Below are 20,260 nucleotides of genomic sequence, written 5' to 3'. Positions count from 1 at the left end.
CCATTCCGGGACGGTCGGCGCCCCGCGCCTGGTCCGGGTGGCCACCCGGACCAGGCACCCCGCGGCTGCGGGACAGCCTCTTTCTAGCAGAGCCCAAACAGACAATTCCGGGGCCGCGCAGCGAAACCCGGAATCCACGACTGAACGTGACGTTTCGCTGAGCCGCGCATCGCGGGTGGACTCCGGGTTCGCCTGCGGCGCCCCGGAATGATGGTGTCCGTGTCAACGGGTTCCGTGACGGAACGAGCGGCATGGCCCTCGCCACAAATTGATGACATCACGCGCGCAATCGCCCCCGAACCCGACGCGCCGATGATCCCCATGACCGCCCCCATCGTCATCCTGGTCGAGCCGCAACTCGCCGAGAACATCGGCATGACCGCCCGCGCCATGGCGAATTTCGGCCTGTCCGAACTGCGGCTGGTGGCGCCCAAGAACGGCTGGCCGAAGAAGGGCGTGCGCGAGGCGGCCTCCGGCGCCACGCACGTGCTCGATGGTGCCAAGGTTTACGCCACGCTCCCCGAGGCGATTGCCGACCTGCACGCCGTGTTCGCCACCACGGCGCGCGAGCGCGGGCAGATGAAGCGCGTCTTCGCGCCTGAGCCGGCGATGGCGGAGGTCGCCGGGCGGATCGGGGGCGGCGAGCGGATCGGGCTGATGTTCGGGCGCGAGCGGGTCGGGCTCACGAACGACGAGGTGTCGCTGGCCGATGCCATCGTGACCTTCCCGGTGACGGAAGAATTCCCCTCGCTCAACCTTGCGCAAGCCGTGCTGCTGATGGGCTACGAGTGGCGCCGCGCCGCGGGCTTGGCCACCCTGCGGTTCTCCGGTGAGATGCTCTCGCCCCCCGCGACGCGGGAGGCGATGCTGTCGCTGTTCGCGAGCCTTGAGGCGACGCTGGAGCGGGCCGGGTTCTACCCGCCGGAAAAGCGCGAGATCATCGCCCGCAACATGCGCGACATGCTCCACCGCATGAGCCTGACCGAGCAGGACGTGCGGACGTTTCGCGGGGCCCTGCGGGCGCTCAGGCCCCGCGGCGAGACCGATTAATCGATCCGGACCACGATCTTGCCGACATGGCTCGCCTCGGCAAGCGCCGCCAGCGCGGCCGGCGCCTGATCGAAGGCGAAGGACTTGTCGATCACCGGCTCGATCCCGTGCAGCGCGATCACGCGGTTCATGTCCTCGAACATCTCCCGCGAGCCGACCGCGACGCCGCGCACGAGGCAGCTCGCGCCGAGAATCGCCAGCGGATCGATCGCCTCACCCTGCGCGAGCAGGCCGATCAGCCCGATATGGCCGCCGGGCCTGGTCGATGCGATGGAGCGCGGCAGCGTGCCGGTGCCGCCGACCTCGACGACGTGATCGACGCCTGCGCCGTCGGTCAGGCGGCGCACCTCGCGCTCCCAGTCCGGGTGGCTGCGGTAGTTGACGGTCTCGTGGGCACCGAGCGCCTTGGCCCGCTCCAGCTTGGCGTCGCTGGACGAGGTCGCGATCACCCGCGCGCCCGCGGCCTTGGCGAACTGGATCGCAAACACCGAGACGCCGCCGGTGCCGAGCGCCAGCACGGTCTCGCCGGCCTTGAGCGGCTTGCAGCCGTACAACGAATTCCAGGCCGTCACGGCGGCGCAGGGGAGGGTGGCGCCTTCCTCGAAGCTCAAGTGATCGGGCAGGCGCACGAGACCATCGGCGTCGAACACCTGATATTCGGCGAGCACCCCGTCGATCGCGCCGCCGAGCGCAGTGTGCCACATGTCGTCCACCTGCGCGCCGCCGAGCCAGCTCTGCGAGAAGATGCCGGCGACCCGCGCGCCGCCCTCGAACCGCCGCACGCCCTCGCCGACGGCGACGACCTCGCCGGCTCCGTCCGAGACCGGGATCAGCCGGTCGAGATTGACCGCGAAGGGGTATCGGTTCTGCGCGATCAGCAGATCGCGATAGTTGAGCGCGGCGGCGCGCATCCGCACCAGCACCTGACCGCGCCCCGGCTCGGGCTTTTGGCGCTCGGCGAGACTCCAACTGTCGAGCCCCTTGGCGGCGGACATCTCGTAGGCGCGCATCGAGCGTTCTCCGTAGCTGCGTCGCGTCCGGATATGGGGAGAGGACGCCCGAAGACGACCTTTTGCGTAGCAGCCTCGGCTCCCCGTCGAGCCCCGTCGCTTGTCCGGTGCCGCGGGGGAGGGTTGGCGATCATGTCGTTCAGCCTTGACTGTACGTTTGCGCTTAATCTATCAGGTATAGCATCATGCATATTGATCGATGTGAGCCTGCCTTGAAGCGCCTCCTCTCCCGGTTCGCACCGCTGCTCGCCGCCGTACTGCTGTCCGCCCCGGCCCTGGCATCGGACCACGGCGTCGACACCGAGCACCTGTTCGGCTTCACCGAGGGCTCCGACATCGGCGCGCCGCCGGAGAAGGAACTCGAATCCGAGACGACGGCGCGGCTCGGCAAGCGCGGCGGCGCGTTCCGCGCGGTGGATTCCGCCCTGGTGCTGAAAGTGCCGCTGAGCGACCGTTTCCGCCTCGCGCCGGGGCTGGCTTTCGCGGGCTACACTCTGCGCGGCGTGCCGGGCCTCGACGACCGCGAGGTGGCCGCGTTGGCGGGCGGCTTCATCGAGACGCGGGCGCGAATCTTCACCCGCGAGGAGGCGCCGTTCGGGCTGACCCTCAACACCGTGGTCGGCGCGAGCCGGCTCGACGCGGCGACGGGGCTCGGTGCCCGCGGCGTCTCGGTGGAGGCGGGACTGCTGATGGACCGGGAGATCGTGCCGGGCGAGCTCGTGGCCGGCCTCAACCTCGTCTACGCCCTCGGCCGCTCACGGCTCGACGGGATCGCGGGCGACCAGCAGGCCTCGAACCTTGAGGTCTCGGGCGCGGTGGCCAAGCGTTTCGGGCCGGGCTTCTTCCTCGGGCTGGAAGCTCGCTACCTGCGCGCCTATTCCGGCCTCGGGCTCGATCGCTTCGCCGGGCAGGCGGTCTATCTCGGACCGACGCTCTACAAGGAACTGACGGAGGAGACCTGGATGTCGTTCACCTGGGGGACGCAGGTCTCGGGCAGCGAGGCGAGGGCGGGCGAGGACCGCGACCTGACGAACTTCGACCGCCATCAGGTGCGGCTCAGGATCGGCACGCATTTCTGAGGGCCGATTCGACCATATTCCCCAATCGAACCCCTTCGTCCCGAGGTACCGCGAAGCGGAGGCCTCGGAGGAGGGCTCCAGCCGTCGCGCGATCCCCGGATCCCTCCTTCGAGACTGCCTTGCGGCATTTCAGGATGAGGGCTTTGGTAAGGGCTAAGATACCGAAATCCGCGCGAGGATCGCCCCGTCGCGGATGAGTGCCGAAGAAACCGCCAGAGCATCGTCCCGAAAGGTGGATTCCGGCTTTTGGAAAAAGCGACCCTCTAGCCGCCCGGCTTCTTGTCGGCGGAGCCCGGCGCGTCGCCCGGCGCCGGAGCGCCCTTGGGCAGTTCCGGGTTCTGCGGGTTGTGCGGCGCCGCCACGGGGGCGGGGACCGGCTCGGCCGGGGCGGGCGGGTTCTCGGCGGTGGCGGTCGGCTTGTCCGGCTCGGGCAGGCCGTCCTTCAGCTTGGCGTTGATCTTTTCCAGATCGTCGGGCTCGGGGTTCAGGTCCTTGGCGTGCTGCCACTGGAACTTGCCCTCCAGCCGCCGGCCGGTGCGCCAGTAGGCGTCGCCGAGATGGTCGTTGATGGTCGGGTCGCCGGGCTTCAGCTCGACCGCCTTCTCCAACTCGCGCACCGCGTCGTCCCAGCGGCCGAGGCGGAAATAGGCCCAGCCCAAGCTGTCGATGATCATGCCGTCGCGGGGGGAGAGATCGACGGCCTGCTTCAGCATCTTGAAGCTCTCGTCGATGTTCATGTTCCGATCGACCCAGGAATAGGCGAGGTAGTTGAGCACCTGCGCCTTGGCGTTCGGCTGGGTCGGCGGCAGCAGGGTCAGGGCCTTCTTGAGGTCGGCCTCGGCCTCGTTCCACTTGCCGGCGCGCTCGTAGGCGGTGCCGCGGAAGTAGTAGAGCGTCCAGTGGTTGGCCTCGCTCCCCGCCGGGATCAGCTTGATCGCGCGGGTGTAGGTCTCGGTCGCCTCGGCGAATTTCTTGCGCGAGCGCTGCACGTTGCCGAGCGCAGAGATGACGTCGATGTTGTCGGGGTTGGCCTTGAGCACGCCGTTGAGGTGCTCCAAAGCCTCGTCGCCGCGGCCCATCTGCTCGAGGTTGAGGCCGATCTGGATGTCGGCGTTGAGCTTGAGCGGGGAACTCGCCGGGATCTGGGCGTAAGCCTCGTTCGAGCGCTCGGTCTGCTTCATCCGGTCGAGGGTGTCGGCGAGCGTCAGCCGCGCCACCGCGTGCTCGGGGGCGAGGTAGAGGGCGAGCCGGAGATAGACCACCGCCGGAAGCTCGTCGCCCTGCGTCGAGCCGGCGGAGCCGAGCCCGTAGAGCACTTCCGCCGCGCCCTCCTGGGCCGAGGCGATCAGCGGCGGCAGCGGCTTGCCGGCCTTCAGCTTGTCGAGGGCGTCGGCCACCATCGGGTGGCGCGGCATCGTCTTCTCGAACTGGCTGTAGGCGTCGATGGCCAGATCGGTGCGGCCGATCCCGGCGGCGAACCGGGCATAGGCATCGACGATGCGCAGCGTGTTGTGGTCGGCCTCGAACGCCGCCTTCAGCTTGCGCTCGGCCTCGGCTTTGTCGCCAACCAGCGCGGCGATCAAGCCGGCATGGTAATCGCGAAAAACGTTGAAGTAGCGTTCGCCGCGCAGGCGGTTCAGCGTCTCGTTGGCGCGCTTGCCGTCACCCGCGCCGGCATAGGCCCAGGCGGTCAAGAGCGTCGCAGTGAGGTCGGCCGCCGCGCCCTTGCCGCTGCGGGCGAAGCTCTGGCGGGCCGGCGCATACTGCCCGGCCTTGAGCTGGCGGACGCCGAGCGCCAGTTGCGCCAGACCGTTCGAGCCTTCGCGGGTGGCCAGCCGCTCGGCGGCGCGGAAGGCGTCGGTCATGGCGCCGTCGGCCAGGAGCGAGACGAAGGCCCGCTCCAGAAGCTCGGCGTTGCGCGGGTCGCCCTTCACCGCCTCGCGGTAGAAGCTCGCGGCGGCGGCCGTGTCCTTCGAGGCGCCGGCGATGTAGGCGGAGAGGAAGTTGCCTTCGAGCGATTCCGCCGGCTCGTATTCGGAGATCGGCGAGGATTCCCGCGATTGCAGCGCGGCGGCCGGCAGGCTGCCGGCGACCGTGCCCATGAGCATCAGGGCGAGCGCGGCGGCGCTCCGGCGGGCGGTGGTTCCGTTCATGATCACCAGACGCGGCTCCTGCGGCGCCGCGCGAGGGTTGCCCCTGGTCGTCGGCCGGCGCCGTTTCGGCGGGGGACACTGGACTCGTTCCGCCATGACCGCAAGGCGAAAGGATGGCGCGGGGAGGGGGCTGAATTGACGCTTATGCGTCGTCCGCGATCTCGGCTTTCGCGTCCTCGACGAGGCCGGCGAGGCCGGTATCGACCTCAGAACCGAGCAGCGCGCGCTCGGCGGCCGTCAGGTCCTTCGCCCAGGCGCCGCTCCCGAAGCCCTCGCGGCAGCGGGCGCGCTCGGACTCGATGGCGGCTTCCGTGCCCGCAGGGTCGGCGCGCATCGCAGCTATGAGCCCGAACCACGCCGCCCGCTCGACCACGGCGAGGCGCGCCCGCAGCCGCATCTCCACCGCGCGGGCCGGATCGACCGCGCCCTCCTCGTTCTCGGCCATCGTCAGCCCCCGTTGCGCCGCTGCTCGCAGCGTGTCTTCACGTAGGTCTTGGTATCGTTCGGCGTGTGACCGGCGCTGGCGGCGAGCACCGGCCCCTGGATCAGGCATTCCTGCAGGGTGTGCGCGGGGCCGACGATGATGTCGAGCGCCGTCTCGCGCGAGCAATCGGGCACCTCCACCGTGGCGGCGCAGACGAGGGCGACGACGAGGATCGGGTTCATGCGGGGTCGGCCTCCGGGCGGGGTCCGACCGCCAATGGCCGGGATGGGAAGGTAGAACGGGCCGGCCGCCTTAGGCTTCGAAAAGTCCCGTGAAGCGGCTGCGTCACAGCCGCACGCTCGAACGACAGCACCGCCCTAGCCGATCGGATGAGCGGCAGCGCCGTGTAGCCGGGCGCGAAGAGCGCCCCGCGGAGCGGGCCTCGGCTCAGGCCGAGGCCGTCTAGCGGAGCGAGAAGCCTAAGGCCGCGGACGCGGCCGCCGGCGCCTGAGGCCAACCAAGAAAGCAGGCCCGTTCGGGCCTGCCCCAAAAAAGTCGCAAGATCGGCCTGTCTTCCGCGGTTCCGGACAAGGTCGTTGCAAGGAGGCGACAATGTCTTTCGATGTGATCCTGACGAAATCCGCACAGGAACTCGGTGAGAGCCGCGGTGTTCTGCCGGACCTCGAAGAGCGGACCCGCGACGAGATCGCGGAACTGCCCGGCGAAGGCCTGGAAGAACTGGAGCGGCGGCTGTTCCATGCCTTCGCGCTGGACGACGGCACCGAAGTGATCTGCTCGCTGACCGCGGACGGTTCCGTCCGCGTCGATGCCTGCGAGGCGGACGCGGCGGCCTGAGCCGAGGGTCGGAACCGGTGCGGGAAGCGCCGGATTGCTCCTCCCGACAGACGACCCGTCGAGGAGGAGACATGTCCCAGGACACCGTCGGCATCGAGGCCGACTTCGCGACCCGCGACGCCGCTCACGCGGCCAAGAGCCGGCTCGTGCGCGCCGGGTTCGCCCGCAACAGCATCGACATCTTCCGCAGCGGCGACGGCTTCGTGGTGCGCGTGCCGATCCGCGAGGAAAACCGGGCGCGGGCCGCCCGCCTGCTCAAGGGCACGGCGCTGGTCGAGCGGGCCAAGCAGGGCGGCTGGGCCGCCGCCGACCGCGTCGGCAGCCAGCCGCTGCTGGCTCTCGCGCTCGCCGGGCTCGCGGGTTTCGCCCTCTACGGGCTGACCAACCGGCGCTGAGCGCTCACAGACCCTCAAAGAAGCGGTTGCCCGGCCGCTTCAGCCCGAGGTGGTCGCGGAGCGTCGTGCCCTCGTACTCGCTGCGGAACAGGCCGCGGCGCTGCAACTCGGGCACGACGCCGCTGCAGAAATCGTCGAGCCCCTCAGGCACGAAGGGGAACATGACGTTGAAGCCGTCGCAAGCCCCGCCGTGCAGCCACTCGACCATCCGGTCGGCGATCTGCTCCGGCGTGCCGATGAAGCTCAGCCCGCCATAGCCGCCGACCTTGCGGGCGAGTTCGCGCACGGTGGCACCGGTGCGGCGGGCGTAATCGACGATCTGCGCCTGCCCGCTCTTGCTGGCGTTGGTTTCGGGAATCTCAGGGAGCGGCGCATCGAGGTCGAAGCCCGAGGCGTCGGTGCCGAGCCGGACCGAGAGGTTGGCGAGTCCGCTCTCCACCGGCACCAGCGCATCGAGCCGCGCCTTCTTCTCGCGCGCCTCCTCTTCCGTGCCGCCGACCACGACGAAGGCGCCGGGCAGGATTTTCAGCTCGTCCGGCGCGCGGCCCGCGGCACGCATCCGGCCCTTCACGTCGGCGTAGAATTTCTGGCCCGCCTCCAGGTTCGAGGCCGAGCCGAACACCATTTCGGCGGTCTCCGCCGCGATCTGCCGCCCGGCGTCGGACGCGCCGGCCTGCACGATCACCGGCCAGCCCTGGACCGGACGGGCCACGTTGAGCGGGCCCTTCACCTTCAGAAACTCGCCCTTGTGGTCGAGGGTGTGCAGCTTGTCGGGATCGAAGAACAGCCCAGCCTCGACATCGCGCACGAAGGCGTCGTCCGCCCAGGAATCCCACAGCCCCGTCACGACTTCGAAGAACTCGCGGGCGCGGGCGTAGCGGACCGGGTGGTCGAGATGGGCGTCGCGCCCGAAATTCAGCGCCTCGTCGGGATTGCCCGAGGTCACGAGGTTCCAGGCCGCGCGGCCCTTCGAGATGTGGTCGAGCGAGGCGAACTTGCGGGCGACGTGATAGGGCTCGTTGTAGGTGGTCGAAGCGGTGGCGATCAGCCCGATCCGCTCCGTCACCATGGCGAGCGCGGGCAGCAGCGTCAGCGGATCGAACGAGGTGACGGTGGCCGAGCGTTTGAGCGCCTCCATCGGCATCTTCATCACCGCCAGATGGTCGGCCATGAAGAACGCATCGAACTTCGCCGCCTCCAGCGTACGGATGAAGCGCACGAGGTGATCGAGGTTGAAGTTCGCATCCGGATACCCACCGGGATAGCGCCACCACGCGGTGTGTATGCCGATGGGGCGCATGAAGGCGCCGAGGTGGAGTTTCTTTTTGGTCACGGGTTCACCCATGCTCGGCCCCAGCTGTGGTTCGCTTGATGGAAGAGATATGGTGCGAGGGATTGAACGTGACACGGCCTAAAGTGGCCCTATGTGTTCCATCAGATCGGTCCTACCGTAGCCATCATAAAATAGTAGGCCTTAAGTCAGGCATCGCACGACACCACCTCATGCGGCAACAATAAAACAACCACCAATTAGAATTTAGGCAACGCCTATATGGATACTTCTGCGAAAACAGCTGATTATAAGGTAGAGGCTGCTAAAAATCTGCAGGAAGTACTCGATAGTTTGTCTGCTATTTTCGAATTTATCGACGACCGTGTGGGCTGGCCTTCAGATTTGCTGGAAAAAGGCACTTTTGAAATTGTATTTAGCTTAAAATTCACGCCAGCTCTGGACGACCACATCAAGGACGATGCCGTATGGCACGTCCTAAATGAATGCGCGAAATCCAATAATTTTACGACGAAATATTTTATGCAGCGCATGCGATCATATTTACGAGAATTTACAAACAAAGCTCCAAGTTCATTGGTCGCAATTTTACAAGTAAATCGCATGGCATATATGAGCTTTCCGCGCTTTACTCATTCGATAGATGGAGATATAAAATTTTCAGCAAATCTGAAAAAAGCCGATCAGTTGGCCCTCGCCAAACATAACTCAAATAAGTTGACACTAGGCTTGCATGATGATTTCATTTTTGCCACCACAAATATACAAGCAACGGATCATCGCTTAGCAATCGATAGGGCAGATCGCAAATTTAAGTACGGGCTTGGAGTGCTTAATCTGGTTTATCGCGGATACGGTGTTACTAAAAGATTCGGATACCCAAACGCTCCCATCGGGAGCTTTCTGTCAGCATCGTCAATATTTATAGTAGACCGAAAAAGACGCAAAATCGGATCTTATTTCTCGGACAATAACTTTCCAAGGAATTTTAAGCGCAATTTTACGTATCGTGATGAGTTTGATGATGATGCATCCAAATTTGCGGCACGCTACATAAAGCAATTGAACAAGATTGATTTTAAAGACAAGTTTGTGCAGTCTGTAATCTTATTTCAAGAAGGGCTTGAGGCGCCATCTGTAGACCTAGCTCTACTCAAATTTTGGACCGGCATCGAAATAATTTGCTCAAAAGATTCCAAAGAAGAGTCAAAAAAAATCATCGAACGAGCAAGTTCAATATTTAAAAATCCTACATATATCTACAAAAGACTTAGCTTTATGCAGGATTTTAGAAATAAAATTGTTCATAAGGGCACATCTGGGGACCATGCTCTTCTTTGCGCTCAATATGGAAGTATAATATTGGCTGAATTAATTCGATTTTGTCTTTTCAACAAGCATAAATTTTACCATCACGAGCAGATCATCAATTATATGTCGATGCCTATGAATCAAGCAGATTTAAATAATATGATGAACCTAGCGAAGAAGCGCCTTGCCTCGTTGCCAAAATAGATGCCGCCTCGCCAGATATAACATCATACGCAAACAAGATATAAATTAGATATCCAACTCAGCCCCATCGGCAAACGCCGCCCGCTCCGTAATGAACGCGAACCGCGCCTCCGGCTTGTTCCCCATCAGCCGCTCCACGGTGTCGCCGGTCGATTCCCGCGCCTCGTCCAGAACCGCGACGCGCAGGAGTGTGCGCTTCCTCGGGTCCATCGTGGTCTCCTTGAGCTGGGCGGGCATCATCTCGCCCAGTCCCTTGAAGCGGCCGATGTCGACCTTGGCGCCTTTGAACACGGTCTTGATGATCCGCTCCTTGTCGGCGTCGTCGCGGGCGTAGGCCGACTTGGCGCCCTGGCTCAGCCGGTAGAGCGGCGGGATCGCCAGATAGAGGTGGCCCTTGTCGATGAGCTTCGGCATCTGCCGGTAGAAGAAGGTGATGAGCAGCGAGGCGATGTGGGCGCCGTCCACGTCCGCGTCGGTCATGATGATGACCTTGTCGTAGCGCAGGTCGCCCTCGCGGAAGTTGGCGCCGGTGCCGCAGCCGAGCGCCAGCGTCAGGTCCGAGATGAGCTGGTTGGCGCCGAGCTTGTCGCGGCTGGCCGAGGCGACGTTGAGGATCTTTCCGCGCAAGGGAAGCACGGCCTGGGTGGCGCGGTCGCGCGCCTGCTTGGCCGAGCCGCCGGCCGAGTCGCCCTCGACGATGAAGATCTCCGAGCCCGCGGTGCCGGCGGCCGAGCAATCGGCGAGCTTGCCGGGCAGCCGCAGCTTGCGGGTGGCGCTCTTGCGGGCGACCTCCTTCTCCTGGCGGCGGCGCAGGCGTTCCTCCGCCCGGTCGATCACCCAGTCGAGCAGCTTGTTGGCCTGGGCAGGCGAAGCGGCGAGCCAGTGGTCGAAGGCGTCGCGCACCGCCGTCTCGACGATGCGGGAGGCCTCGACGGTCGCGAGCTTGTCCTTGGTCTGGCCCTGGAATTCCGGCTCGCGGATGAAGACCGACAGCATGGAGGCGCAGGTCGCCATCACGTCGTCGGTGGTGACCGCCGTCATGCGTTTGGCCTGGTTCACCCGCTCGGCGTGCTCGCGCAAGCCCCGCAGCAGCGCGACGCGCAGGCCGGCCTCGTGGGTGCCGCCCTCGGGGGTCGGAATCGTGTTGCAGTAGGAATGCGACACGCCGTCCTCGGTGACCGTCCAGGCCACCGCCCATTCGAGCGAGCCGTGCGAGCCGGGCTTCGTCACCTTGCCGGAGAACATGGCGTCGAGGACGAGCGCCTTCCCCTCGATGTCGCGGGCGAGATAGTCGGACAGGCCGCCGGGGAAGCGGTGGACGGCCTCGGCCGGCACGTCCTCCAGGCCTTCGAGCAGCGCGGGAGCGCAGCGCCAGCGGATCTCGACGCCACCGAACAGGTAGGCCTTGGAGCGGGCCATCTTGAACAGGCGGCGCGGATCGAACTTGAGTGAGCCGAAGATCTGCGCGTCGGGGTGGAAGCGCACCCGCGTGCCGCGCCGGTTCTGCACTCGGCCGATCGTCTCGATCGGCCCCTGCGCGTGGCCGCGGGAAAAGGTCTGGCGATAGAGGGTCTGGTTGCGGGCGACCTCAACCTCCAGCACGTCGGAGAGCGCGTTGACCACCGAGATGCCGACGCCGTGCAGGCCGCCGGAGGTCTCGTAGACCTTCGAGTCGAACTTTCCGCCCGCGTGCAGCGTGGTCATGATGACCTCGAGCGCGGACTTGCCCGGAAACTTCGGGTGCGGATCGACCGGAATGCCGCGGCCGTTGTCGGTGACGACGAGGCTGCCGGATTCCTCCAGTTCCACCTCGATGAAGCTCGCGTGGCCCGCGACCGCCTCGTCCATGGAATTGTCGATCACCTCGGCGAAGAGGTGGTGGAACGCCCGCTCGTCGGTTCCGCCGATATACATGCCGGGCCGGCGCCGCACCGGCTCCAGCCCCTCCAACACCTCGATGGCGGACGCGTCGTAGCCGGCCTCGGCCGGCTCGGGCGTCGGCACCGCGGCGAGCTTGCGGCGCTCGGCCGGCTTCGGCTCCGCCAGCGGCAGTTTTTCGGCCTGCGGCGGCTTGCCCCCCGGCCCGAACAGGTCGCGTGCCGGATCGCTCACGCGACGGCTCCTCGAATCGGGGCGGAGACGGGCTGCATGGCTCTTCATACCCTCTTGATACAGGAACAAACGAGAAACAAAAAGCGCCCCTTCGGCCCTCGTGTCCCTGTCGCATCGGCTCGAAAGCCGGTGTTCACTCGTCGGCGCGACACTTCCAGTGCCGCAGTTTCGCATGGCGACGGCGCCGCGTTCAAACCGGCGAGCGCGAGGCCGTCACACCAGTGATGCAAGCGGATGGTTAAGGAGGGCTGACCGAGCCGGAGCGGAACCGATGTGCGAGTTCGCACGTTGTTCCGAAAACGTCAGCTTGACCATTGGGAGATACGCCGATGACCGCTGCTGCGCAGGCCCGCCATATCTCTCTCGTGCGGCTGGAGCGCGCCGCCGGTCAGGCCTTCGGCTATGAGGACCACGAGCCCGCCTCGGTGCCGCGGGGCTCTCTGACGCTGGCGCATTCGGGCTTCGCCCTGGCCACCATGGCGACGGCGCTCGCGGCGACGATCACCTACTTCGTCTGACACGCTCTTCGACGCATCCGCGAGCCTCGCCTCACGCCGCCCTGACGCGCGTGGACGGGGCATTTCGTCGTTCCGGTGGCGCAGAATGAGGACGGGGCGGTCCGTCCTCCCGCCCCGGTCCCAAAGACCTACTTGTCGTTCAATACCTTGATCGGATCGGTGCGCTGAGCCGGCGACGGTTCCTTGGTCAGCGCGCTTCCGGTCTTGCGCTCCGGGGGGGCCTTGCCGCCGCCGACCGGGCTCTGGGCCGAGGCATCCTGGCCCTGCGAGGGCACGGTGCCGCTGGCGAGTTCGAGGCAGGTCACCAGCTCGACATAGGAGGGCGAGCCGCCGGCCTTGAATTGCTGCGAGCACTGGGTCTTGGCGGCGCCGGGGAACTTGCTCCAATTCTTCTTCAGCTCGTCGTGCGCGCTGCGCTCGGAGCGCAGGCAGCCCTCCAGGCTGGCGTTGTCGCTGATGCTGACCTGGGCGCGCTGGGCCGACTTGCAGGTCGATTCGACGTCGAGCCTGGGCGGGCCGTCCTCGGCGAAGGCGGGTACGGTCAGCGCGGCAAGGCCGAGGGCGGCGAGGAGCAGGCGGGTCGTCATGTCGGCTCGCGGAAGGGCAGGGGCGTTCGTGAGCCTCAACGCGCGAGAGGCCGCGACGGGTGTGGTCGAGCGCAAAATTCCTGTGACGATGTCAGGCATGCGCCGCGCGAAGCGCCGCGTCGAGATCGCGAAACAGGTCGTCCGGGTCCTCGATGCCGGTGGAGAGCCGCAGCAGATCGGGCGGGCAGGGCGTGGTGGGGCCCTCGACCGAGGCGCGGTGTTCGATCAGGCTCTCGACGCCGCCGAGCGAGGTCGCCCGCTTCCACAGCCGCACCCGCGCGGCGGTATCGATCGCCGCGGCCTCGCCGCCCACGACCCGGAACGACAGCATGAAGCCGAAGCCGCCGCGCATCTGGCGCGCCGCCACCGCGTGGCCGGGATGGTCGGGCAGGCCCGGATAGAGCACGGCGCTCACCCGCGGGTGGTCGGAGAGACGTTCGGCCAGATGCTGCGCCCCGGCGCACTGGGCGCTCGCCCGCAGGGGCAGGGTGCGCAGGCCGCGCATCAGCAGGTAGGCCTCGAACGGCCCGAGGATCGCCCCCCAGGTCGCACGGATCGCGACGATCCGCTCCCAGAACGCGTCGGCCCGCGCGGCGGCGAGCACGCCGGCGACCACGTCCGAGTGGCCGTTCAGGATTTTGGTGGCCGAATGCATCACGAGGTCGGCCCCGTGCTCCAGCGGCCGGGTCAGGATCGGGCTGGCCGCGGTGGAATCGACGGCGAGCCGGGCGCCGGCCGCATGCGCGATCTCGGCCACGCCCGCGAGGTCGGTGACAGTGCAGAGCGGGTTGCCCGGCGTCTCGGCCCAGACGAGCCAGGTGCGGCCGGGCACGATGGCGGCGCGCACCGCACGAGGATCGTCCATCGCGACGAAATCGACCGCGAGGCCGAGCCGGTCCGCCTCCTGCCGCAGCCAGCGCTTGAGGCCCCAATACATCACCTCCGGCGCGACCACGTGGTCGCCGGGCGAGAGCGCTGAGAACACCGCCGCCGCCGCCGCCATGCCGGAGCCGAACAGCAGCGCGCCGGCCTGCGCGCCTTCCAGCGCGGCGATCACGCCCTCGGCTTCCCGCACGGTGGCGTTGTCGGGCCGGGCGTAGGAGAAGCCCGAGCGGTAGGCGTTGTCGGCGTCGCGCAGGAAGGTGGTCGAGAGGTGGAGCGGCGGCACCACCGCGCGGGTCACGGGATCGATATGGCCCATCGCCTGCGCAGCGAGCGTGCGCGGGCTCCACTCCGCGGCGGAGAGCGGAGCGGGATCGTCGCCCCGGCCTGCATCCAAGCCTGCATCCAAGCCTGCATCCGGATCGGTCTCGGGCGCGTTGGTCCGGCTCATCGCATCCTCACACGGTCTGTCCCGCGGGCTTGAGCGAAACCCCGGTTCCGGGCAAGGCGGCGTATCGACGGACGGAGCATCATACGGCGCATGACCACCCTGGAGGTTCCCGAGCGGCCGGCGCTTTCGCCGCTGCCCCGCCTCGCCGCGGCGATCCTGCCGGTGGTGCTGACCGCGGCGATCGGCTCGCTCGCCACCGGCTCGAACATCGAGACGTGGTACGAGACGATCCGCAAACCCGCCTTCAACCCGCCGAACTGGCTGTTTCCGGTCGCCTGGACGGTGCTCTACGCGATGATCGCCGTCTCGCTGTGGCGGCTGCTCGGGGCGCAGCCAGTGGCGGGCCCGTCCCGGCGGGCGTGGTGGCTGGCGCTCGCGGCCTTCGCGGCCCAGCTCGTCCTCAACGCCGCATGGACCCCGGTCTTCTTCGCCGCACACGAACTCGGGCTCGCCCTCGTCGTGGCCCTGGCGATGCTGGTGATGATCCTCTGGACGATCCGCCTGTCCCGGCGCTTCGACCGGGCGGCGGCGTGGCTGCTCGCGCCCTACGCCGCCTGGGTCAGCTTCGCCTGCCTGCTCAACGGCGTGATCTGGCAAATGAACTGACGGCGAGACTGTCGTGTCCGCCTCGGCTCGCTCCGGAAGCCGGTGCGAACCGTCCGGGCCGATGCTCTATGCCGCCAGCGCCCGCGACACCGTCGAGCGCAGATCGGCGAGGGAGAACGGCTTGGTCAGCACGTCGGTGACGATGGCGTCGAGGCCGCGGGCGCGCTCGCGCTGGTCGGCGAAGCCGGTCATCAGCAGGATCGTCAGGTCGGGATAGTCGCGCTTGGCCGCGAGCGCCAGCGCGATGCCGTCCATCAGCGGCATGCGGATGTCGGTGAGCATCAGGTCGAAGCCGCCGGCCGCTTCGGACAGGCGGTCGAGCCCGTCGCTGCCGTCGATGGCGGTGACGACGGAGTGGCCGTCGAGTTCGAGGCCCCGCTTCAGGAAGCCGCGCAGGGTGTCCTCGTCATCCACGAGCAGGATGCGCGCCATGACCGGCTGCCCTCTACCAATCCTCGATCGAATTTCGCGTCAGCCGACTGATCAAGCGCAGCGGCGGCCTGTCAAGCCTCGGTCTCGCGCTCGAGTTCCATTTGTCGCGTTTTCAGCAGAAGTGTCACCGATTTATCGGGAATTTCCGCTCGCAACGAGCCTCTGCTCAAGCGCCGCCAAACAGGTCGGGGTCGGTGCTCTCGTAATCGACGAGGCCGACGAAGGGGAGCTGGCGGAAGGCGTGAGCCGCGTCCATGCCGTAGCCGACCACGAACACGTCGGGGCAGGTGAAGCCGACGAAATCGGCATCGATCGTCACCGCGCGCTTGCCGGGCTTTTCCAGCAGCACGGCCGTCAGCACCCGCTTGGCGCCGCGGGCCATCAGCAGGTCCTTGGCGAAGACCACGGTGCGGCCGGATTCGAGGATGTCGTCGACGAGCAGCACATCGCGCCCGCGCACCTCGCTCTGCACGTCGCGCAGGATCTCGACCTGGCCCGAGGACACGGTCGAGGTGCGGTAGCTCGACAGATGCACGAACTCGACCTGCGGCGACAGTCCGGCCCGGTGCAGCGCCCGCAGCAGATCGGCGGCGAACATGAAGCTGCCCTTGAGCACCGCGACGACGAGGAGATTCTCGGGTTTGGCCGAAACGATCTCGCGCGCGAGCTCGTCGTTGCGCTTGGCGATCGAGGCCTCATCGAACAGGACGCGGACGCGTTTGGATGCGGTGCTCATGCGGATGGGGGGACCTGGGACGCTCGCGGCCGATGCGGGAGGGCTGTGGTGCACGGCAGCATAGCACGCGCGACCGGCTCCGCCACCGTCGGGCCGATCAGGGCTGCTCGCTGGCTGTGGGTGCCGACGCGGCTTCCGCGAAGCGCACCTCGATGCTGTGCCCCTTCGCGGGCGGCGCCGACAGGCTCGCCTTGAAGCGGGCGCGCTCGCCGGGCTCCAAAGCGGCGCGGGGGCCGGGCACGCTCCAGCGGTAGAGCGACTGGCCAAGCGCGTCGCGCACCTCGATCTCGACCGGCGGCACCGCCACGCGCTCGCGGGCGACGCCGACGAGATCGCCCTCGACCACGAGCCGGGCCGGCTCGGCGCCCTCGGCCGGGGTCTGGAAGGCGGCGACGTCCGAGAGTTCGATGCCGCGCAGGTTCACCGTCAGGCCGATTCCCGCGTAGATCGCGGCGGTCTGCGGCATCGCCCGCACCACGGTCGCGCGGCCGAGCAGCGCCAGCGGCAGCAGGGCGGCGACGGCGAGACCGGCCGCGAGCGACGGCGAGAGGCGGCGCGGGCCGGCCCGCTTGGGCTTCGTCTTGGCCTTCGGCTGCGGACGGCGGCGCGGCGCCGGGGGCTCGGATGGGTCCGGGGGCGGCGCCTCCGTCGCGGGTGCCGCGGCGACCGGGGGCTCGTCGATCACGGCGGCGTCGAACGGGTCCGGCTCCGGGTTCAGCTCCGCCATGAGTCCGGCGGCCACGTCGTCGGGGCCGATGAACCACGTCTCGCGGCAGGCGGCGCAGCGGACGGAACGGCCGGAGGCGCCGACCTTCTCGGCATCGATGCGGTACTCGCTGGCGCAGGCCGGGCAGACGATCAGCATGGGGATACGCGGCCGAGTCCGGGGCGGCGGGTTGCCGCGCGCTCGAAAAGGACACAAACGTTCTCCCCCAGTAGGGTTAACCGGCCGTGAAGCCGGTCCCGGAAGCCCTTTCCGAGTGGCCTGTGCCGTGGGCCGATGACGCGTCAGGTGGAGCGAGCGAGCCTTGTCGGCTGGGAAGAACACGGGCAGCCTGCTCTCCGGCGCGGAGGAGCCCGTCGTCCGGTTCGAGAGTGTCGGCATGCGCTACGGGCTCGGATCCGAGGTGCTCTCCGACGTGAGCTTCGAGATCGCGCCCCATTCCTTTCAGTTCCTCACCGGACCATCGGGTGCGGGCAAGACCACGCTGCTGCGCCTCATCCTGCTGTCGGTGAAGCCGACGCGGGGCCTCGTCTCGGTCTTCGGCGAGGAGGTCAGCGGCATCTCGAACGACGCGCTGACGGGCCTTCGCCGCCGCATGGGTGTGGTGTTCCAGGATTTCCGCCTCCTCGACCACCTCACCACCTACGAGAACGTGGCCCTGCCCTTGCGCGTGCAGGAACGCGCCGAGGCGAGCTACCGGGCCGAGGTCGTCGAGCTTCTGCGCTGGGTGGGCCTGGGGGAGCGCATGCACGTGCTGCCGCCGCTCCTGTCGGGCGGGGAGAAGCAGCGCGCCGCCATCGCCCGCGCGCTCATCGCCCGGCCCGAATTGCTGCTCGCCGACGAACCCACCGGCAACGTCGATCCGAGCCTCGCCCGGCGCCTGCTGCGCCTGTTCATGGAGTTGAACCGTCTCGGCACCTCGGTGCTGATCGCCACCCACGATTACGGCCTGATGGACCTCGTCGATGCCCGCCGCATGGTGCTCGGCGAGGGCCGCCTGCGGATCGAGAACTGATGAACGAGGCCCGTCCCGCCGCTCCCTCGCGCTCCGCGCCGGCCGCCGAGCCGCCGCTGCCGGCGAACCTGCGGCGCAACGCCCCCCTGGTGCCGACCGATTCCGCGGCGAGCCGGGCGCTCGCTGCCGTCATCGCCATCCTGACCTTCCTGGCGGCCCTCTGCGCGGGTGCGGCCGAGATCGCCGTATCGAGCGCCGGCCAGTGGCAGGGCAGCGTCGCCCGCGAGGTGACGGTGCAGGTCCGCCCGAGTGCCGGCCACGACATCGAAGCCGACGTGAAGCGCGCGGAATCCATCGCCCGCGGCCATCCGGGCATCGTCGGCGCGCGCGTCTTCACCAAGACCGAATCCGAGCGGCTGCTGGAGCCCTGGCTCGGCAGCGGCCTCGATCTGTCGGACCTGCCCGTGCCGCGGCTGATCGCCCTCACCCTGCCGCCGGACGCGCGCCCCGACCTCTCGACCCTCCGCAACGCGCTGTCCGAGGCGCTGCCGGGGGTCGCGAGCCTCGACGACCACGCGCTCTGGCTCCAGCGGCTCTCGGTGATGGCCAACACGCTGGCCGGCATCGGCATCGGCGTCGTCGCCCTGGTGCTGATCGCCACCGGGCTCGCCGTCGTCTTCGCCACCCGCGGCGCCATGGCGGGGAACCGCGAGGTGGTCGAGGTCCTGCACTTCGTCGGCGCCGACGACGCCTACATCGCCAAGGCGTTCCAGAGCCGCTTCTTCCGCCTGGGGCTTCGCGGCGGCGCGCTCGGGGCGGGGGCGGCGCTCCTCGTCTGCGCGCTGGCGGGGCTCGCCGCCCGCGCGTGGCGCTCCGGCCCGGCGGGGGAGGAGATCGCGGCCCTGTTCGGCACCTTCCAGATCGGCTGGCAGGGCTACGCCGTCATCGTGATGATCGGCGCGATCGCCTCGGTCGTCACGGCGCTGGTTTCGCGGGTGACGGTGCGGCACTTCCTGCGCTGACCGGCGGCGCGGAGCGTCGGCCCGAACGGTGGGTACCGGCTCGGGAAAAGCCGATGCGGCGCTCGGGAAGGACCGTTAACCTTTCGTCAAGCATTGCGGACCGAATCTTCGCCTCCATGATACCGCAATGAGCCGCTGTCCTGTCGCCCATGTCCGCGCGCACGCCATGTCGGAGGCCGGGTCCGACGCAAAGTCCGACGATGGTCGGCGCCCTGGCCCTGAAGCCGTGGGAGCCGCTCGGCTGGTCCTGGTCCGCCGCCTCGCCGGTGCCGTTTCGGATGCGTGAGGTGCGAAAAGCCTCCCGGGGTCGCCTGCTCCTGCGGCTCGTCGCCGGTCTCGGTCTCCTCGGCGCCTTGGCACTGGCGGGCGGCTTCTTCGCCTTCGTCACGACGATCGAGCGGGCCGAGCGCCCGGCCATCGGCCGGACCGACGCCATCGTCGTGCTGACCGGTGGGGCGCAGCGTATCGGCGACGCCATCGACCTCCTGGCCAACGGCAACGGGCGGCGTCTGCTGATCTCCGGCGTCAACGAGCGCACCAGCCGCGAGGAGATCGCCCGGCTGAACCCGAACCAGCAGCACTGGATCGATTGCTGCATCGATCTCGACTACCGGGCGCGCAACACCATCGGCAACGCGATCGAGACCCGCCGCTGGATGCGCCGCCACGGATTCACCAGCATCGCGGTGGTGACCTCGAACTATCACATGCCGCGCACCCTGGTGGAACTGCACCACGCGCTCGACGAGGGCGAGACGGTCGTCCCCTATCCGGTCGTCTCCGACGGCTTCGACATCTCCCGCTGGTGGGCCGATCCGGCTGCCGCCCGGCTCGTCGGCGCCGAGTATGTCAAGTTCCTCGTCGCGTGGCTGCGCACGCAGGTCGAGTCCGACCCGGAGCAATCCCACTTCGCCGTCCTCGTCGGCCGCCGCAAGCCGGTGAAGATCGTGGCCGAGCGCCTGATGCGCGAGACGAATTGATTGTCCGCACTCCCGTCCCAGCGAGACGAGGCCGGGGCCGAGGAGCGGGATTCCTTGGTGAGCGTCGAACGGAGCACAGGACGGCTTCGGCGTCGCCTCGCAACGGCGAAGGGCGTCACACCTTCTTTTCGAGCGCCGCCTTCACCTGCATCAGCTGGTCCCAGACCACGCCGGGGCTGGTGCCCATGAATTCGAGGCCGGCGGTGACGCCCCAGTAGATCCCGAACAGGATCACCGGCACGAGGATCCAGCCCAAAATCTCCTCGCCGCGGTGGCGCGCCCGGCGGCGTCGGCGGCGCTGCTCGCGGGCCGACGGCTTGGTTTGTGTCGGAGCGGGCGGCGTCGCGACCGGCCTGAGGGGCTCCTCCTGCGCGTCGCTCGTCATTCGTCCCCCATCTCGCTCGACACCGCGGCGCCAAACTGCCCGCGATGCCGCTCATATCCGCAAGGCGGCACGGGAACGCAACCCGCGCCGCCTCGACC

General features: G+C 67.8%; 22 protein-coding genes. 10 read left to right on the top strand and 12 right to left on the bottom strand.

Going from position 1 to position 20,260, the window contains the following annotated elements:
• The first annotated feature begins 321 nt into the window (after nucleotides 1–321).
• A complete protein-coding gene (locus tag HNR00_RS21425) occupies nucleotides 322–1,050 on the top strand; it encodes an RNA methyltransferase (protein ID WP_183572859.1) in 729 nt (242 codons plus the stop codon).
• On the opposite strand, the gene HNR00_RS21420 is transcribed toward HNR00_RS21425, so the two are convergent.
• Nucleotides 1,047–2,060 (bottom strand): zinc-dependent alcohol dehydrogenase family protein, encoded by a 1,014-nt coding sequence (locus tag HNR00_RS21420; protein WP_183572857.1) that lies wholly within the window; start codon nucleotides 2,058–2,060, stop codon nucleotides 1,047–1,049. The two genes, HNR00_RS21425 and HNR00_RS21420, sit on opposite strands and share 4 nt — an antisense overlap.
• Before the next feature lie 212 nt (nucleotides 2,061–2,272).
• Here HNR00_RS21420 and HNR00_RS21415 point away from each other — a divergent pair, with 212 nt between their 5' ends.
• A complete protein-coding gene (locus HNR00_RS21415; protein WP_246390897.1) occupies nucleotides 2,273–3,139 on the top strand; it encodes a DUF6662 family protein in 867 nt (288 codons plus the stop codon).
• 263 nt (nucleotides 3,140–3,402) lie between these two features.
• On the opposite strand, the gene HNR00_RS21410 is transcribed toward HNR00_RS21415, so the two are convergent.
• The 3 genes from HNR00_RS21410 to HNR00_RS21400 form a co-directional block, all read right to left on the bottom strand.
• Nucleotides 3,403–5,292 carry a tetratricopeptide repeat protein gene (locus HNR00_RS21410; RefSeq protein ID WP_183572875.1) on the bottom strand — a complete coding sequence of 630 codons (1,890 nt, stop codon included), beginning with the start codon at nucleotides 5,290–5,292 and terminating at the stop codon, nucleotides 3,403–3,405.
• A gap of 142 nt (nucleotides 5,293–5,434) precedes the next feature.
• Nucleotides 5,435–5,737, bottom strand: a complete 303-nt coding sequence (locus tag HNR00_RS21405) for a hypothetical protein (protein ID WP_183572853.1) — start codon at nucleotides 5,735–5,737, stop codon at nucleotides 5,435–5,437.
• A gap of 2 nt (nucleotides 5,738–5,739) precedes the next feature.
• On the bottom strand, nucleotides 5,740–5,958 hold the full coding sequence (locus HNR00_RS21400) for a hypothetical protein (RefSeq protein ID WP_183572851.1): 219 nt from the start codon (nucleotides 5,956–5,958) through the stop codon (nucleotides 5,740–5,742).
• Between the two features lie 370 nt (nucleotides 5,959–6,328).
• Here HNR00_RS21400 and HNR00_RS21395 point away from each other — a divergent pair, with 370 nt between their 5' ends.
• Both HNR00_RS21395 and HNR00_RS21390 read left to right on the top strand, forming a co-directional pair.
• Nucleotides 6,329–6,571 carry a hypothetical protein gene (locus tag HNR00_RS21395; RefSeq protein WP_183572849.1) on the top strand — a complete coding sequence of 81 codons (243 nt, stop codon included), beginning with the start codon at nucleotides 6,329–6,331 and terminating at the stop codon, nucleotides 6,569–6,571.
• A 71-nt stretch (nucleotides 6,572–6,642) separates the two neighbouring features.
• Nucleotides 6,643–6,966, top strand: a complete 324-nt coding sequence (locus HNR00_RS21390; protein WP_183572847.1) for a hypothetical protein — start codon at nucleotides 6,643–6,645, stop codon at nucleotides 6,964–6,966.
• A 4-nt stretch (nucleotides 6,967–6,970) separates the two neighbouring features.
• Here HNR00_RS21390 and HNR00_RS21385 read toward each other — a convergent pair whose 3' ends face one another.
• Nucleotides 6,971–8,311 carry an LLM class flavin-dependent oxidoreductase gene (locus HNR00_RS21385; protein ID WP_183572845.1) on the bottom strand — a complete coding sequence of 447 codons (1,341 nt, stop codon included), beginning with the start codon at nucleotides 8,309–8,311 and terminating at the stop codon, nucleotides 6,971–6,973.
• A gap of 207 nt (nucleotides 8,312–8,518) precedes the next feature.
• Between HNR00_RS21385 and HNR00_RS21380 the strand changes: the two genes are divergently transcribed.
• Nucleotides 8,519–9,772, top strand: coding sequence for a HEPN domain-containing protein (locus tag HNR00_RS21380; RefSeq protein WP_183572843.1), 1,254 nt, complete (start codon nucleotides 8,519–8,521; stop codon nucleotides 9,770–9,772).
• Between the two features lie 45 nt (nucleotides 9,773–9,817).
• Here the strand turns inward: HNR00_RS21380 and parE are convergent, their stop codons facing one another.
• Entirely contained in the window at nucleotides 9,818–11,884 is a 2,067-nt protein-coding gene (gene parE / locus HNR00_RS21375) for a DNA topoisomerase IV subunit B (protein WP_183572841.1), read from the bottom strand.
• Between the two features lie 329 nt (nucleotides 11,885–12,213).
• Here parE and HNR00_RS21370 point away from each other — a divergent pair, with 329 nt between their 5' ends.
• Nucleotides 12,214–12,402 carry a hypothetical protein gene (locus HNR00_RS21370; RefSeq protein WP_183572839.1) on the top strand — a complete coding sequence of 63 codons (189 nt, stop codon included), beginning with the start codon at nucleotides 12,214–12,216 and terminating at the stop codon, nucleotides 12,400–12,402.
• A 128-nt stretch (nucleotides 12,403–12,530) separates the two neighbouring features.
• Here the strand turns inward: HNR00_RS21370 and HNR00_RS21365 are convergent, their stop codons facing one another.
• Nucleotides 12,531–12,989, bottom strand: coding sequence for a hypothetical protein (locus HNR00_RS21365; RefSeq protein ID WP_183572837.1), 459 nt, complete (start codon nucleotides 12,987–12,989; stop codon nucleotides 12,531–12,533).
• Between the two features lie 91 nt (nucleotides 12,990–13,080).
• Nucleotides 13,081–14,322, bottom strand: a complete 1,242-nt coding sequence (locus HNR00_RS21360; protein WP_183572835.1) for a trans-sulfuration enzyme family protein — start codon at nucleotides 14,320–14,322, stop codon at nucleotides 13,081–13,083.
• 90 nt (nucleotides 14,323–14,412) lie between these two features.
• Here HNR00_RS21360 and HNR00_RS21355 point away from each other — a divergent pair, with 90 nt between their 5' ends.
• Nucleotides 14,413–14,928: a TspO/MBR family protein gene (locus HNR00_RS21355; protein ID WP_183572833.1), complete on the top strand. Its 516-nt coding sequence runs from the start codon at nucleotides 14,413–14,415 to the stop codon at nucleotides 14,926–14,928.
• A gap of 66 nt (nucleotides 14,929–14,994) precedes the next feature.
• Here HNR00_RS21355 and HNR00_RS21350 read toward each other — a convergent pair whose 3' ends face one another.
• From HNR00_RS21350 to HNR00_RS21340, 3 genes are all read right to left on the bottom strand, one after another.
• Nucleotides 14,995–15,360, bottom strand: coding sequence for a response regulator (locus HNR00_RS21350; protein ID WP_183572831.1), 366 nt, complete (start codon nucleotides 15,358–15,360; stop codon nucleotides 14,995–14,997).
• Nucleotides 15,361–15,526: 166 nt separating this feature from the next.
• Nucleotides 15,527–16,096 carry a hypoxanthine phosphoribosyltransferase gene (gene hpt / locus HNR00_RS21345; protein ID WP_183572829.1) on the bottom strand — a complete coding sequence of 190 codons (570 nt, stop codon included), beginning with the start codon at nucleotides 16,094–16,096 and terminating at the stop codon, nucleotides 15,527–15,529.
• Between the two features lie 97 nt (nucleotides 16,097–16,193).
• Nucleotides 16,194–16,961 (bottom strand): zinc-ribbon domain-containing protein, encoded by a 768-nt coding sequence (locus HNR00_RS21340; RefSeq protein ID WP_183572826.1) that lies wholly within the window; start codon nucleotides 16,959–16,961, stop codon nucleotides 16,194–16,196.
• A gap of 238 nt (nucleotides 16,962–17,199) precedes the next feature.
• On the opposite strand from HNR00_RS21340, the gene HNR00_RS21335 reads away from it, so the two are divergent.
• The 3 genes from HNR00_RS21335 to HNR00_RS21325 all read left to right on the top strand — a co-directional run bounded on the left by HNR00_RS21335 (nucleotide 17,200) and on the right by HNR00_RS21325 (nucleotide 19,777).
• Entirely contained in the window at nucleotides 17,200–17,835 is a 636-nt protein-coding gene (locus HNR00_RS21335; protein ID WP_246390903.1) for a cell division ATP-binding protein FtsE, read from the top strand.
• Nucleotides 17,835–18,797 carry a cell division protein FtsX gene (locus tag HNR00_RS21330; RefSeq protein ID WP_183572822.1) on the top strand — a complete coding sequence of 321 codons (963 nt, stop codon included), beginning with the start codon at nucleotides 17,835–17,837 and terminating at the stop codon, nucleotides 18,795–18,797. Before HNR00_RS21335 ends, HNR00_RS21330 begins: the two co-directional genes overlap by 1 nt.
• A 278-nt stretch (nucleotides 18,798–19,075) precedes the next feature.
• Nucleotides 19,076–19,777: a YdcF family protein gene (locus HNR00_RS21325; protein ID WP_183572873.1), complete on the top strand. Its 702-nt coding sequence runs from the start codon at nucleotides 19,076–19,078 to the stop codon at nucleotides 19,775–19,777.
• Between the two features lie 115 nt (nucleotides 19,778–19,892).
• Here the strand turns inward: HNR00_RS21325 and HNR00_RS21320 are convergent, their stop codons facing one another.
• Nucleotides 19,893–20,162, bottom strand: coding sequence for a hypothetical protein (locus tag HNR00_RS21320; RefSeq protein ID WP_183572820.1), 270 nt, complete (start codon nucleotides 20,160–20,162; stop codon nucleotides 19,893–19,895).
• Nucleotides 20,163–20,260 lie beyond the last annotated feature (98 nt).

The organism is Methylorubrum rhodinum (assembly GCF_014199935.1).
Classification (GTDB): Bacteria; Pseudomonadota; Alphaproteobacteria; order Rhizobiales; family Beijerinckiaceae; genus Methylobacterium; species Methylobacterium rhodinum.
The sequence above is the reverse complement of the archived record's forward strand: the minus strand, read 5'-3'. Positions and strand labels throughout refer to the sequence as shown.